Annotated in this window: 13 protein-coding genes; 5 read left to right on the top strand and 8 right to left on the bottom strand. The window is 76.7% G+C overall.

The window, feature by feature from the left end; all coding sequences use genetic code 11:
• The first annotated feature begins 4 nt into the window (after positions 1–4).
• Positions 5–643, top strand: a complete 639-nt coding sequence (gene kdpC, locus MUU72_RS03495; RefSeq protein WP_248011609.1) for a potassium-transporting ATPase subunit KdpC — start codon at positions 5–7, stop codon at positions 641–643.
• Between the two features lie 159 nt (positions 644–802).
• Here the strand turns inward: kdpC and MUU72_RS03490 are convergent, their stop codons facing one another.
• From MUU72_RS03490 to MUU72_RS03465, 6 genes are all read right to left on the bottom strand, one after another.
• On the bottom strand, positions 803–1270 hold the full coding sequence (locus MUU72_RS03490; RefSeq protein WP_248011608.1) for a CBS domain-containing protein: 468 nt from the start codon (positions 1268–1270) through the stop codon (positions 803–805).
• A gap of 261 nt (positions 1271–1531) precedes the next feature.
• Positions 1532–2902, bottom strand: coding sequence for a Ni/Fe hydrogenase subunit alpha (locus MUU72_RS03485; RefSeq protein WP_248011607.1), 1371 nt, complete (start codon positions 2900–2902; stop codon positions 1532–1534).
• Positions 2899–3702 carry an NADH-quinone oxidoreductase subunit B family protein gene (locus tag MUU72_RS03480; protein WP_248011606.1) on the bottom strand — a complete coding sequence of 268 codons (804 nt, stop codon included), beginning with the start codon at positions 3700–3702 and terminating at the stop codon, positions 2899–2901. Before MUU72_RS03480 ends, MUU72_RS03485 begins: the two co-directional genes overlap by 4 nt.
• A 1-nt stretch (position 3703) precedes the next feature.
• The gene (locus MUU72_RS03475; RefSeq protein ID WP_248011605.1) at positions 3704–4528 is read right to left on the bottom strand and encodes an FAD/NAD(P)-binding protein; all 825 of its coding nucleotides are present in this window, start codon (positions 4526–4528) and stop codon (positions 3704–3706) included.
• On the bottom strand, positions 4525–5004 hold the full coding sequence (locus tag MUU72_RS03470; protein WP_248011604.1) for a cyclic nucleotide-binding domain-containing protein: 480 nt from the start codon (positions 5002–5004) through the stop codon (positions 4525–4527). Before MUU72_RS03470 ends, MUU72_RS03475 begins: the two co-directional genes overlap by 4 nt.
• Positions 5001–6155: a 4Fe-4S dicluster domain-containing protein gene (locus MUU72_RS03465; protein WP_248011603.1), complete on the bottom strand. Its 1155-nt coding sequence runs from the start codon at positions 6153–6155 to the stop codon at positions 5001–5003. The genes MUU72_RS03470 and MUU72_RS03465 overlap by 4 nt, the downstream gene beginning before the upstream one ends.
• 173 nt (positions 6156–6328) lie before the next feature.
• Between MUU72_RS03465 and MUU72_RS03460 the strand changes: the two genes are divergently transcribed.
• Together MUU72_RS03460 and MUU72_RS03455 are read left to right on the top strand one after the other, a co-directional pair.
• Positions 6329–6934 (top strand): hydrogenase maturation protease, encoded by a 606-nt coding sequence (locus tag MUU72_RS03460; RefSeq protein WP_248011602.1) that lies wholly within the window; start codon positions 6329–6331, stop codon positions 6932–6934.
• The gene (locus tag MUU72_RS03455) at positions 6918–7193 is read left to right on the top strand and encodes a DUF1876 domain-containing protein (RefSeq protein ID WP_248011601.1); all 276 of its coding nucleotides are present in this window, start codon (positions 6918–6920) and stop codon (positions 7191–7193) included. Before MUU72_RS03460 ends, MUU72_RS03455 begins: the two co-directional genes overlap by 17 nt.
• A gap of 73 nt (positions 7194–7266) precedes the next feature.
• Here the strand turns inward: MUU72_RS03455 and tsaD are convergent, their stop codons facing one another.
• Positions 7267–8364, bottom strand: coding sequence for a tRNA (adenosine(37)-N6)-threonylcarbamoyltransferase complex transferase subunit TsaD (gene tsaD / locus MUU72_RS03450; RefSeq protein ID WP_248011600.1), 1098 nt, complete (start codon positions 8362–8364; stop codon positions 7267–7269).
• Positions 8365–8603: 239 nt separating this feature from the next.
• Between tsaD and MUU72_RS03445 the strand changes: the two genes are divergently transcribed.
• Both MUU72_RS03445 and MUU72_RS03440 read left to right on the top strand, forming a co-directional pair.
• Positions 8604–10058, top strand: a complete 1455-nt coding sequence (locus MUU72_RS03445; protein ID WP_248011599.1) for an amino acid permease — start codon at positions 8604–8606, stop codon at positions 10056–10058.
• Between the two features lie 267 nt (positions 10059–10325).
• Positions 10326–11801 carry a hypothetical protein gene (locus MUU72_RS03440; RefSeq protein ID WP_248011598.1) on the top strand — a complete coding sequence of 492 codons (1476 nt, stop codon included), beginning with the start codon at positions 10326–10328 and terminating at the stop codon, positions 11799–11801.
• A gap of 16 nt (positions 11802–11817) precedes the next feature.
• Here the strand turns inward: MUU72_RS03440 and MUU72_RS03435 are convergent, their stop codons facing one another.
• The gene (locus MUU72_RS03435; protein WP_248011597.1) at positions 11818–12825 is read right to left on the bottom strand and encodes a baeRF2 domain-containing protein; all 1008 of its coding nucleotides are present in this window, start codon (positions 12823–12825) and stop codon (positions 11818–11820) included.
• Positions 12826–12953: the final 128 nt, after the last annotated feature.

Here is a 12953-nt window from a genome sequence, read left to right as displayed (position 1 = left end):
ATCCATGGCCCGTACCGCGCTCCCCCGTGTGCTCCGTCCCCACCTGGCGGCGCTGCGGATGCTGCTCGTGCTCACCGCCGTCACCGGCGCCGGCTACCCGCTGCTCGTCACCGGCATCGCCCAGGCCGGTTTCGCCGACCGGGCCAACGGCTCCCTCCTCACGACGGACCAGGGCCGTCCGGTGGGCTCCCGCCTGATCGGGCAGGAGTTCCCGCTCCCCCGGCACGGTCCCGGCGGGGCTGCCCGCCCCGACCCCGCCTGGTTCCAGCCCCGCCCCTCCGCCGCCGGCTACGACCCCGCCCGCTCCGGCGCCACCGATCTCGGGCCCACCAACCCCGCGCTCACCGAGGCCGTGCGGGCCCGCCGCGCGGCCGTCGCCGCCCTCGACGGCGTCCCCCCGGCCTCGGTGCCCGCGGACGCCGTCACCGCCAGCGGCTCCGGTCTGGACCCGGCAATCTCCCCGGCGTACGCGTACCAGCAGGCACCGCGCGTCGGCCGGGCCCGCCGGCTGGCTCCGGCGCGGGTCCGGGAGGTGGTCGCCCGCCACGTCCACGGGCGGGCGCTCGGCTTCCTCGGCCAGCCGTACGTCAACGTCGTCGAACTGAACCAGGCCCTGGCGGACGCACTGCGCGCCCGGGGCTGACGCCGGCCGGCCGCCGGGGCACGGCGTCGGCAGGGTGGCTGTCGTCCTCGTCGGTGCCCCGCCGGCTCCCCGGCCCGGGCGGGCGGGGGCCGGTACCGGTGGAGCGCGGTCCGGCCGCCCCGTCCCGGCGGCCGCCGCACCGCCGCCCCGGGGCGGCCCTCATCCCGGGTGCGGCACCTGCCCGGCGGCCGGCGGGTCCCCGGCGGCCGGTGCATCCGGGAGGACGCTCCACGAGACCGCGCCGAGCAGGGCGGACAGCCGCCGGGAGACGTCCATCAGCAGGTCGTCCAGCGCCACCACGCCCACCAGCCGGCCCTGTTCCAGGACGGGGAGCCGGCGGACCGCGGCGTGCGCCATGGTGCGGTAGGCGGCGTCGACGTCGTCGTCCGGCCGGACGGCCCGGACCGGCTCGGTCATCACCGCACCGACCGGCGCGGTCGCGCTCCGCCCCGCGCCGAGGCCGCGGACGGCCAGGTCCCGGTCGGTGACCATGCCGAGCACCGCCTCGTCCGACACCACCGCCACGCATCCGACGGTGTGCCGCGCCATGAGGCGGGCGGTCTCCCGCAGGGTGGCGTCGGCGGCGACGGTGACCACCGGCGTGCGCATCACATCGCGGACCCGCATGACCGGCCTCCTCATGCGAACGGGCCGGCCCGCGCAGGCGAGCCGGCATCCGTGACCCGGGAGGACCGCCCACTTCTCGCGGGCCCTGAGGGCGCGGTGCGCGGTTTCGCTCCGCTCCTCCGCGTCTGCCCGTCCTCCTCGTCACCTTCAGTGCAGCGCGCCGCGGCCGCGGGCGCGCGTTCCGGCCGGCCCTCGCCGAGGGGCCGAACGGCCCTTCTTCCGGCCGCCGTCCCGTGCGCCGCCGCACCGGCCGGGGCGTGCTCAGTCCCGCTCGACCGTCAGGTCCAGGAAGTGGGTGGAGCAGGAGATGCACGGATCGTGGCTGCGGATCACCCGCTCGCACAAGGTGGTCAGTTCGGCGTCGGTGGGCGGGCGGCCGGAGTCCAGGCGGTACTGGACGGCCCGCCGCAGGTCGTCCTCGATCGCGGCCTGGTTCTGGGCGGTGGGCGGGACCAGGGAGGCCCCGGTGACGGTCCCGCCGGCGTCCAGGGTGTAGCGGTGGTAGAGGAGGCCGCGGGGGGCCTCGGTCGCGCCGTGCCCGGTGGCCGCCCTGGCCGGGACGTCGAGGTGGGGGCGGGGCGGGGGCTCGTAGGCGTCGATGAGCCGCAGTGCCTCGCCGGCGGCGTGGAGCACCTCCACGGCGCGGACGATGATGCTGCGGAAGGGGTTGCGGCACACCGTGCCCTCGCGGGGGTCGCCGAGCCCGGCCTCGCGTGCGGCGCCGAGCACGTCCGGGGGCAGCCAGCGGCCGCTGATGGCGTAGCGGGCGAGCGTCCCGGTCAGGTGGCGGCGGCCGTCGAGCCGCGCGTGCAGGGCGGTGGAGTGCGGTACCTGGGTCTCGGCGACGTGCTCGGGGAAGGCGCGGACCGGGAAGGTGCGGGTGGGCAGGGCGCGGTCGCTGTCCGGTGGCAGGCCGGCGGTGCCGGGGGCCGGCATGACGGTGGGGGTCCCGGCGTCGATGGCGTAGGTGCCCGGTTCGGCCAGGGCGAGGAGGTCGTGGTCGCCGCCGGCGTCGGGGAAGTCGAAGCCGGCCACCCAGCGCACGGTGGCCTCCGCCGCGTCGCGGGCGCGCCGCAGCCGTTCCGCCAGCGGGCGCAGTTCCGCCTTCGTGGGGACGCGGTGGAAACCGCCGAGGCGGACGTTGACGGGGTGGATGGCCCGGCCGCCGAGCAGTTCGATGACCGCGTTGCCGGCCTGTTTGAGCGCGAGCCCGCGCTCGACGTGCCGGGGGTGGGTGCGGGCGAGGTCGATGACGCTGTCGTGGCCGAGGAAGTCCGGGGCGTGCAGGAGGTAGATGTGCAGCGTCTGGCTCTCGATCCACTCGCCGCAGTAGAGCAGCCGGCGCAGGGCGGCCAGCTGCCCGTCCACGCTGACGCCGCAGGCGTCCTCGACGGCGCGGCAGGCGCTCATCTGGTAGGCGACGGGGCAGATCCCGCAGACCCGGGAGGTGAGGTCGGGCGGCTCGGTGTGGGAGCGGCCGCGCAGGAACGCCTCGAAGAACCGCGGCGGCTCGTAGATCCTCAGGTGCGCCTCGGTGACGCGGCCCCCGTCGAGGCGCAGGCGCAGGGCGCCCTCGCCCTCGACCCGGGCCAGCGAGTCCACGCGCAGGACCTTCGTCCCCCGGCGCGTCACCGTCCGGCCTGCTTCCGCGATTCCGCGTCGAATTCGGGTGCGCCGGTGTTGAAGGTGCGCAGGACCCGCACCACGTCGAGGGTGTCCATGCCGTCGCGGCGCAGCAGCGGGACGAACGAGGGGAAGTTGACGGAGTTCGAGGGGCCGAAGCAGCCGTAGCAGCCGCGCTGGTAGGCGGGGCACAGGGCTCCGCATCCGGCGTGGGTGACCGGTCCCAGGCAGGGGGTGCCGTGGGCGACGGTGACGCAGACCGTGCCGCGGCGTTTGCATTCGAAGCACACGCTGTGGGCGGGGATGTCGGGGTCGCGGCCGGCGAGGTAGGCGGTGATGACCTCCAGGAGCTGGCCGCGGTCGATGGGGCACCCGTGCAGTTCGAGGTCGACGGGGACGTGGGCGCTGATGGGCGTGGAGGTGGCGAGGGTGTCGATGTAGTCGGGCCGGGCGTAGACGGCGGCCCGGAACTCCGCGACGTCGGCGTAGTTGCGCAGCGCCTGGACACCGCCGGCGGTGGCGCAGGCGCCGATGGTGACCAGGCGGCGGGAGGCGGCGCGGATGTGCTGGATCCGTTCGGCGTCCTGCGGCGTGGTGACCGATCCCTCGACCAGGGAGAGGTCGTACGGGCCCGGCCCCGGGGCGCTGGACGCCTCCAGGAAGTAGCTGATCCTGAGCCGGCCGGCGAGGGGGAGGAGTTCGTCCTCGCAGTCGAGCAGGGTGAGCTGGCAGCCGTCGCAGGACGCGAACTTCCACACCGCCAGCTCCGGCCGGCGGCCGTTCCGGGCCGTTCCGGTGGTGACCGTCACCTCACAACTCCCTTACGGACAACAGGGGTTCGGCATGCCGCCAGGGGATGACCGGGCCGTCGCGGCACAGCAGCAGCGGGCCGAGCTGGCAGTGCCCGCAGTGGCCGGTGCCGCAGTGCATGGTGCGTTCCAGGGAGACCTGGATCCGGTCGGCGCCGAGTCCGCGGTGGCGGAGGTCGCGGGCGGTGGCCCGCATCATGACCTCGGGTCCGCAGACGAAGGCGGTGGCGTTCCGGGGGTCGTACTCCGCCCGGTCGAGCAGGGCGGTGACGACGCCCACGTCGCCCTGCCACCCGTCGTCGGGCCGGTCCACGGTGACCTCCACCCGCGCGCCGGCGGCCCGCCAGGCGTCGGTGTCGCGGCCGTAGAGCAGGTCGCCGGGGGAGCGGGCGCCGATGAGCACAGTCAGCCGGCCATACCGCGACGGCGCGGCCAGCGCGGCCCGGACCAGCGGGCGCAGCGGGGCGAGTCCCAGCCCTCCGGCCACGACCACGAGGTCCCTCCCCCGGGCGGCGGTCAGGCCCCAGCCGATGCCGAACGGCCCCCGGACGCCGACCGTCGCGCCGGGCGGCAGACCGTGCAGCGCCCGGGAGACCGCGCCGACCGCGCGGACGGTGTGGGTCAGCCGGTGGCCGTCCAGTCCGCTCAGCGAGAGCGGGATGTCACCGGCGCCGAAGGCGTACACCATGGCGAACTGCCCGGGGACGAACGGCGGCAGGGCGCCGGCCACCGGTTCGAGCACGAGGTCCGCCGTGTCGTCGGTCCGCTCGGTGCGCTCGCCGACCCGGTAGGGCACCGGCACCAGGTCGGGGCGTGCGGCGGTCACGGTACCGCTCCCGTGGTCCCGGGCGGGGTGCCCGGCGCCCCGTAGAGGTCCAGCAGGCGCATCCGGGCGGCGCGCAGCCGCCGGCCGATGGCGACCGCGGCGACGCAGCGGGTGACCGCCAGGCCGAAGGCGGGGTCGGCGTCGATCGCCGCCCGGACCCGCGCGGCGTCGAATGCGTAGGCCGCCACCGGGGTGCGGGTGCGGGCGCCCAGGTGCCAGCGGTAGGGCTCGAACAGCCAGGACCAGCCCAGGAGTTCGCCCGGGCCGAGGGTTTCCACGACGATCGTGCCGCGGCCCGGCTCGTACACGTCGAGGGCGACGGTGCCGGAGCGGAGGACCCAGAACCGGTCGGCCGGACCGCCCTCGTCGAAGAGCCGCAGGGCCGCCGGGAAGGCAGCCTCGCGGGCGAGGGTGAGGAGCCGGTCGCGGTGCGCGGACGGCAGGGCGGCGAGGAAGCCGGGCCGTTCGGTGGTCACCGGCCCTCCTCCCCCGGCGCGCCGCCGGCCGCCCGCTCCGTGTGCAGCGCGTGGGCCTCCTCGGTGATGTCGATGCCGACCGGGCACCACACGATGCACCGCCCGCAGCCGACGCACCCCGAGCTGCCGAACTGGTCGTACCAGGTCCCCAGTTTGTGGGTGGCCCACTGCCGGTAGCGGCTGCGGCCGGACGCGCGGACCGGGCCGCCCGGCAGATGGCTGAACTCCAGGTCGAAGCAGGATTCCCAGCGCCGCCACCGCTCGGCGTGGTCGCCGGTCAGGTCGGTGACGTCCTCGGCGGAGGTGCAGAAGCAGGTAGGGCAGGCCATGGTGCAGTTCCCGCAGGTCAGACAGCGGGCGGCGACATCGTTCCAGCGGTCGGCGTGCAGGGTCTCGCGCATCAGCGCCTGGAGGTCGGTTTCGGGCATGGTGCGTCCCATCCGGCCGGCCGCCGCGGCGACCAGGTCCCGCGCCCCGGTGGCGAGTGCGGGGTCGTCCGGGAGGTGCGGCAGCTCCGCGAGCACCGATGCCCCTTCGTCGCTGCCCGCCCGGGCCCAGAACCGGTGGCCGCCCGCGTCGACGACCTCGGTCAGCGCCAGGTCGTAGCCGCCGTCCGCGGCGGGGCCGGTGCCCATGGAGGCGCAGAAGCAGGTGGCGCCCGGTTCGGTGCACTCCACCACCACCAGGAAGGCGCGTTCGCGCCGGGCGCGGTAGCGGCTGTCGGCGTGCGGCCCGCCGGCCAGCACCCGGTCCTGCACGGCGATCGCCCGCAGGTCGCAGGGCCGGACCCCGAGGAACGCGTACGCCGGCGGTGGGGCGGCTTCCTCGGACACCACCCAGGCGCCGTCGGCCGCGCGGTCGGCGCTCCACTGCCGCTCGCGCTGGGGGTGGAGGTAGGTCTTCCACGACTGCGGTCCGGCGCTGTGCGCGAACGCGGCACCGTCCGCACGGGGCCGCACCCGGTAGTGCCCGGCCGCCAGCTCGACGCCCCAGCCGTAGGGCAGTTCGGCGCCGTCGGTGAGCTCCGCCAGCACGATCGCGCCGTCGCGCACGGTGGGGCCGATGACGGTACGGCCCCGGGCGGTGAGGGCCCGGATCAGCGCCGCCATGCCGTCGGTGCCGAGCACCGCGGTGGTTGCCTCGCCCGTCATCGCCTGCCTCCCGGTGCGCTCGCGCCATCCGGGTCAGTATGTGACCGGCCGCGGTACCGGGCCGCGCCGACGGGTCCGGGGCGTGCCCCGGACAGCGCTGCGGATAGCCCGGACGGCCCCCGGGAGCCGCGCCGGGCGACTCGGCGGCGGCCCGGGCGGGAAGGACCCGCACCATGCACCCTTCCTCCGGCCCGCCCGCGCGTATCGCCGTGATCGGCATCGGCAACGACCACCGCCGCGACGACGGTGTGGGCTGGGCGGTGGTGGCCGGACTGGCGCGGCGCCGGCTCCCCCGCGGGATCGCGCTGTTCCGCAGCGACGGGGAGCCGTCCCGGCTCCTGGCCGCCTGGGACGGTGCGCGCACCGCGATCGTGGTGGACGCGGCCCGCTGCCGTCCGTCGCCCCGGCCCGGCCGGGTCCACCGGTTCGGGCTCCACGAAGCCTGCCGCCGCAGCAGCCCCGCGGGGACCAGTTCGCACGGCTTCGCGCTGGCCGATGCGGTGGAACTGGCCCGTGTCCTGGGCCGGCTGCCCGGGGAACTGCTCCTCTACGCGGTGGAGGCCGCGGACACCGGCCCGGGCCGCACGCTGTCACCGCCGGTCGCCGCCGCCGTCCGCCCGCTCGTCGCCCGGATCGCCCGGGACCTCGCCCTCCTGGGCGGCGAGGGGCCGGTCGGCTCACCGGCCCAGGCGCTTGGGCCCTGTCCGGGCCCGGTGGCGCGGGCCGACCCTGATGCCGGGGGACGAGCGCGGGAGGTGCGTCATGGCCAGGACCCTTGAGTGGAAGGTGCGGGTGCACCTCTTCGAGGAGGACACCGCCACGAAGGCCCATGTGGTCCTCGACACCGGGACCGCCACGCTGACCGGGCGCGGCACGGCCCGGTGCGGTCCGCGGGACCCCGACGTGCCGGAGATCGGCGACGAACTGGCCGTGAGCCGCGCGATGCACGACCTCGCCCAGCAGCTTGCGCGCACCGCGGCCGGCGACCTGGAGGGCGTACGGGAGGCGCTGCGGCGCTCCGCGCGGATGACCGCGTGACGCGGTGACCGCCCGGGCCGGGCGCGACCCTCGACCGGACGGTGCCCTGGGTGCCGCACTCGGCGGCCCCGGGTCACGCGGAGCGGGCATAGGGCACGGCGGCAGGGTGCAGGGCCGCGTACTCCAGGGGCGCGGACGGGTCGACGGACAGGTCCGGTGGGGCCGGGGCGGCGCCCGCGCGGACCAGCAGGTCGCCGACCGCGGCGATCATCGCCCCGTTGTCGGTGCACAGCGTCAGCGGCGGCACCCGGAGCGCCACCCCGGCGGCGGCGCACCGCTCCTCGGCCAGCGCCCGCACCCGGGAGTTGGCCGCCACCCCGCCGACCACCACCAGCGTCCGCACGCCGAACTCCCGGCAGGCGGCCAGCGCCTTGCGGGTCAGCACGTCCGCCACCGCCTCCTGGAGCGAGGCGGCGCCGTCGGCCAGCGGCAGTGCGTCCCCGCGCAGGCGGTAGCCCTCGGCCCAGCGCGCCGCGGCCGTCTTCAGCCCGGAGAACGAGAACGCGTACGGGTCGGCGCGCGCGCCGGTCAGCGGGCGGGGGAAGGCGACGGCGCACGGGTTCCCGCCGCGCGCCGCCCGGTCGATCGCCGGGCCGCCGGGATAGGGCAGGCCCAGCACCCGGGCCGCCTTGTCGAAGCACTCCCCCGCCGCGTCGTCCACCGTGTCCCCGAGGTGCGCCAGGGGCTCCCGCACGAGGTCCCGCACCAGCAGCAGCGAGGTGTGGCCGCCGGAGACGATCAGCACCAGGCACGGATCGGGCAGCGGCCCGTGCGCCAGCGTGTCGGCCGCGACGTGGCCGGCCAGGTGGTGGACCCCGTAGAGCGGCACCCCGGCCGCGTACGCCAGGCTCTTCGCGCCGGCGAGACCCACCTGGAGGGCGCCCGACAGCCCGGGGCCGGTGGTGACGGCGACGGCGTCGAGGTCGCTCAGCCGCAGGCCCGCCTCGTCCAGCGCCGCCCGCACCACCGGCCCGAACGCGTGCAGATGGGCCCGGGCCGCGATCTCCGGCACCACGCCGCCGAACCGCGCGTGTTCGTCCATGCTCGACGCCACCGCATGTGCCAGCAGCCGCCCGCCGGAGACGATCCCGGCCCCGGTCTCGTCGCACGACGACTCGATCCCGAGCACGATCGGCGCCCGTGTCCGCGCCCGCGTCCGCCCCTGCGTCATGGCCACTCCCTCATAGCTGCTATTGCGCCCACATCGTAGTTGCATCTGATGTGCAATAAGCCGCCCGGCGTCACTGCCGCCCACCCGGCACCCTCACCCCCGCCACCCCTTCCCGCCGTGCGCGCCGCCCCACGCTCCGTGAGCGCCGTGTCCGCATAGCGGGCGTTCACGTCCTCTCGGCGAGATAGATCGCAGACTCGTCGGGCTCACTGATCGTCACGCAATGAACAGGCACGACCATGACTCGGACCGTCCACCGGCCACCCCAGGGCTCCCCGCCGGCCGTGCAGGGCGCGGCACCCGTGCTGTCCCACGGCCTCAAACAGCGCCATCTGTCGATGATCGCGCTCGGCGGGGTGATCGGTGCCGGCCTCTTCGTCGGCTCCGGCGTCGGCATCGCCGCGGCGGGTCCGGCCATCGTCCTCCTCTTCGCCGGTACCGGCGCGCTGGTCATGCTGATCATGCGGATGCTCGGCGAGATGTCCGCAGCGCGGCCCTCCACCGGCTCGTTCTCGGTGCACGCCGAGGAGGAGCTCGGCTCCTGGGCCGGGACCACCTCGGGCTGGATGTACTGGCTGATGCTCTGCGCCGGAGTGGCCGCCGAGGCCACCGCGGCGGGCACGCTCGTGCACAACTGGCTGCCGTTCCTCCCCGCCTACGGCTGGGTCGCGGTCTTCATGGTGTTCTTCTGCGCCAGCAACCTCACCGCGGTCAAGAACTTCGGCGAGTTCGAGTTCTGGTTCGCCACGATCAAGGTCACCGTGATCGTCGCGTTCCTGGTGCTGGGCGTGCTCGGCATCCTCGGCGTGTTCGGCAACCCGCCGGGCACCCACCACCTGACCGGCCACGGCGGGTTCTTCCCGACCGGCGCCGCCGGCCTCGCCGCCGGGCTGCTGACCACCATCTCCGGTTTCGCCGGCCTGGAGACCGTCACCATCGCGGCGGCCGAATCGGACCGGCCGAGCCGGAACGTGGCGCGCGCCGTGCGCACCGCCGTCTGGCGCATCGCCGTCTTCTACATCGGCTCCATGGCCGTGGTCGTCACCCTGGTGCCGTGGAACGACCCGAAGGTCGCCACGGACGGCCCGTACGTCACCGTGCTGGACCGGCTCGGCATCCCGGCCGCCGGCACGATCATGCAGATCGTGGTGCTGATCGCCCTGCTGTCCGCGATGAACGCCAACATCTACGGTTCGTCGCGGATGGCGTACTCCCTGGTCAGCCGGGGTCAGGGGCCGCGGTTCCTGAGCAAGGTCACCCGCGGCGTCCCGGCGGCGGCGGTCCTGGCGTCCTGCGTCTTCGGCTTCGCCGCCGTGGTCGCCGGGATCATCTGGCCGACCACCGTCTTCGCCTGGCTGCTGAACATCGCCGGCTGCTCGGTGCTGGTCGTCTGGACCATCGTCTGCCTCACCCAGCTGCGGATGCGGCGCCGCCTGGAGCGCTCGGCTCCCGAACTGCTGCTGGTCCGCATGTGGGGCTTCCCGTACCTGACCTGGCTGGCCCTGGCCGCCCTCCTCGGCGTGTTCGGCGTGATGGCCACCAGCCAGGACGGCCGGCAGCAGCTCGCCGGCACCGCCCTCGTGGTGGCCGCCCTGATCGCCGCGGACCGCGTCCGCCGGCGCCGCGCCCACCGCCCGGAGGAGCAGGGACGCCCGGAGGAAGAGGGACGCCCGGAGGCTCGGGAAGGGGCGTAGGGACCGGGGCGCGGGCCGGGGGCCTGGCCGGTCGGTTGCGGGCGGGGGCGGAAGGAGGCGCGGCTGCCGGGCCCCGCTCCCGGTCCGCGACCGCGGATGTGATCCAGATCATCGCCCCCCGGCCGGATTTCCGGTGTGGGGCGGGCGGCGCGCGTGGCACGATCATGCCGATCATTACCCACGGGTAATCGTTCGGCCGGGGGCGTCGCGGAGCCGTGCTCCCCTCCCTCGGCCGCCCCCACATCAGCGCTTCCGAGGAACCCCACTGTGCGCCACTGCCTCCGGTATGCCGTTTTACCGGCACTGACCGCCGCGTCCCTGCTCGTCGTCACCGGCTGCGCGGGAGGAGCGCCGTCCGGGGCTCCCGCCGCGGGGCGGAACGGCGGCGGTGACGTGCCCCCGGCCGCCGTCGAGAACGCGGGCGGCGGTGCGGACGGGGGCGGGGCGGCACCGCTCGCGGTGGCCGCGGCGTCCGGCGGGTCCGGTGGGTCCGGCGCCGTCGCGACGCCGGGGCCCGGCCGGCGCCCCGCGGCCACGTCGCCGTTGCGGATCGTGGAATTCGACAAGCGCAGCGGGCGGGCCGTGCTCAGCGCCCGGCCGGCGGGCGGTACCGGCGGGGCGGACAAGGGGCGGCCGGGGGCAACGGGCAAGCCGGTGGCGCCCGTTGCCGTCGGGGACGTCATCGCCAGTGCGCCCGCGCCGGGGGCCCCGCACGGTGCGCTGGCCAAGGTCACCGGCGTGGTGGGGACCAGCGCGCGGGGCACCGAGGTGCGGACCGCGCCGGCCACGCTGGGCGCGGTACTGGGCGGTGCCACGGCGCGCGGGCGGGTGCCGGTCGATCCGGCCGCGGTGACGGTCGAGCCGCTCGCCCCGAAGGTGGCGGTCTCCTGGGCGAAGACCGGCGGGCTGCGCGTCGGGCCCGAGGGCGGGCGGTTGCCGCTGGGCAGCCTGCGGATCGACGTCCGCGCCGCGCTGCCCGCCGTCCGGACCCCGGCGGGTACCGCCGACGCCTCCGCTGCGGGCTTCGTCCAGCTCACGCCGCAGGTGGACTTCGCCTACGACGGCACGGGCGGCGCCACCGGGCGGCCGGGGACCGCGTCGGTGAGCCTGGCCGGCGACTGGACCTCGCGGTGGGAGCTGAAGGGCCGGGCGGCCGCCGCGACGCCGGGCGGCGCACCGCTGCGGGTGCCGTTCGCCACCCTGCACGCCGACCCGGTCATCCGGGTCGGCGCGGTGCCGGTCGTGGTCAACCTCGCGCTGACCTGCTACCTCCAGGTCGATGCGGACGGCAAGGTGAGCGTCGACGTCAGCCAGGACGTCAAGGGGCACTTCCGGGTGGGCGGTGCCTACGACCGGGCCACGGGCTGGACGCCGCTCGCCCGGGCCGACCTGACGGGCACCCCGGTGCGGGTCACCGCGACGGCCGCCGGACGCGTCAAGGCCGCGCTCGGGGCCGAGGCGAGTGTCGGGCTCTACGGCAGCGTCGGCGTCACCGGCACCCTCGCCCCGTACCTGCGCGCCGAGGCCGAGGGCACCGCCACCGGCGCCTCGGACGGCACCGGGGCGCTGGTCGGGAAGTGGGCGGCGTACGGCGGGGTGGACCTGTCCGGTGCGCTCCGGGCGCACCTGGACATCTTCGGCACCCCGGTCTTCGAGCGGAGCATTCCGCTCGGGCCGCTGCACCGCGAGTGGCCGCTCGGGGGCGGTACGGGCGCGGTCCGCACGCCCGCCGGGCGGCCGTGAGCGAGCGGCCCGCCGCTCAGCGGCGGGCGGGGCGGGAGAAGTGCGGGGTGCGCTCCGGCCCGGCGTAGCGCAGCAGGGCTCCCAGGCCGTCCGACAGGGCCAGGTGGTGCCGCGGGACGACGACCAGTTCCGCGCCGGTGCACACCGCGGCCCGGAGCACCGCGGCCCCCACCGGCCCCTCGCGGAAGCCGAGCAGGCCGTAAGGGGCCGGCGCCGCCTCCGGGAGCCCCTGCGCGGTCACCCAGGCACTGACGTGCCGGCGCGCCGGGAAGCGGAGCGGGACGTTGAGCAGCAGGGTCGCGACCTGGGACCGCTGGAGGGCGGCCACCACGTCGGCCACCCCCTCGACGGCGCCGTGCCGGCTGGGGCGGCGGGCCTGGAACAGCTCCAGGCGCGCCGCGTCGGCGGTGCGCAGCCCGTCCCGGAAGACCTCGGCCAGCTCCGGTTCCATCAGCGCCCGGCCGGGCGGGGGCAGGGGCGTGCCCTGCGGGTCCGGCCGGCTCCCGTCGCCGCCGGGGGCGGGGGTGTCGCCGCCGATGACGAGGCGCTTGCGCCAGCGTGCGGCCAGCTGGTCGGCGAGCGCGTCGCGGGCCCAGTCGATCCCGCCCAGCACGATCGCCTCGGCGCCGCTGCCGCGGGCCAGTCCGGCGATGCCGTCGGCGAGCGGCCCGGCCCCGTTCAGCCGGCGGCCCGCGGCGGGGCTGCGCATGCGGTAGCAGGCGCCCGGCGCGACGGCACTGCTCGGCCAGGTCCCGGCCTGGAACACCACCTCCACCACGTCCGGGGGCCCGCCCCGCGGGCCGGGCGTGCCGTACACGCCGGCGGCGACGTAGCGGATGCCCGGCGCGTACTGCACCGCCAGCGGCAGCAGGTCGGGCAGCCCGGTGACCGCGGCCTCGTCGCGGGCCGGCGGTTCGGGCAGTTCCTCGGCCAGCAGCACCCGCCCGCGGCTGGCGACGATCATCCGCCCGTGCCGCCCGGCGACCTCCCGCTCACCGTCCGCTGCCGCGCGGACCGCCTCCACGGTGGCCGCGTCGGCCCCCTGGGCGGCGAGCGCCGCGCAGAGGTGCCGGCTGCGCGGCGTGCCCGCACGGCCGGGATCCGGGGCCGCGCCGGACGTGCCGGGCGTTCCCGGCCCCCGCGACGGGCCGG

Source organism: Streptomyces rhizoryzae (assembly GCF_023155275.1).
Taxonomy (GTDB): domain Bacteria; phylum Actinomycetota; class Actinomycetes; order Streptomycetales; family Streptomycetaceae; genus Streptomyces; species Streptomyces rhizoryzae.
The sequence above is the reverse complement of the archived record's forward strand: the minus strand, read 5'-3'. Positions and strand labels throughout refer to the sequence as shown.

What these genes read in the sequence shown, in the direction of transcription:
- MUU72_RS03460 (WP_248011602.1), top strand. Translation starts at nt 6,329, where the DNA reads ATGCACCCTTCCTCCGGCCCGCCCGCGCGTATCGCCGTGATCGGCATC.
- kdpC (WP_248011609.1), top strand. Translation starts at nt 5, where the DNA reads ATGGCCCGTACCGCGCTCCCCCGTGTGCTCCGTCCCCACCTGGCGGCG.
- MUU72_RS03490 (WP_248011608.1), bottom strand. Translation starts at nt 1,270, where the DNA reads ATGCGGGTCCGCGATGTGATGCGCACGCCGGTGGTCACCGTCGCCGCC.
- MUU72_RS03465 (WP_248011603.1), bottom strand. Translation starts at nt 6,155, where the DNA reads ATGACGGGCGAGGCAACCACCGCGGTGCTCGGCACCGACGGCATGGCG.
- MUU72_RS03455 (WP_248011601.1), top strand. Translation starts at nt 6,918, where the DNA reads ATGGCCAGGACCCTTGAGTGGAAGGTGCGGGTGCACCTCTTCGAGGAG.
- tsaD (WP_248011600.1), bottom strand. Translation starts at nt 8,364, where the DNA reads ATGACGCAGGGGCGGACGCGGGCGCGGACACGGGCGCCGATCGTGCTC.
- MUU72_RS03445 (WP_248011599.1), top strand. Translation starts at nt 8,604, where the DNA reads ATGACTCGGACCGTCCACCGGCCACCCCAGGGCTCCCCGCCGGCCGTG.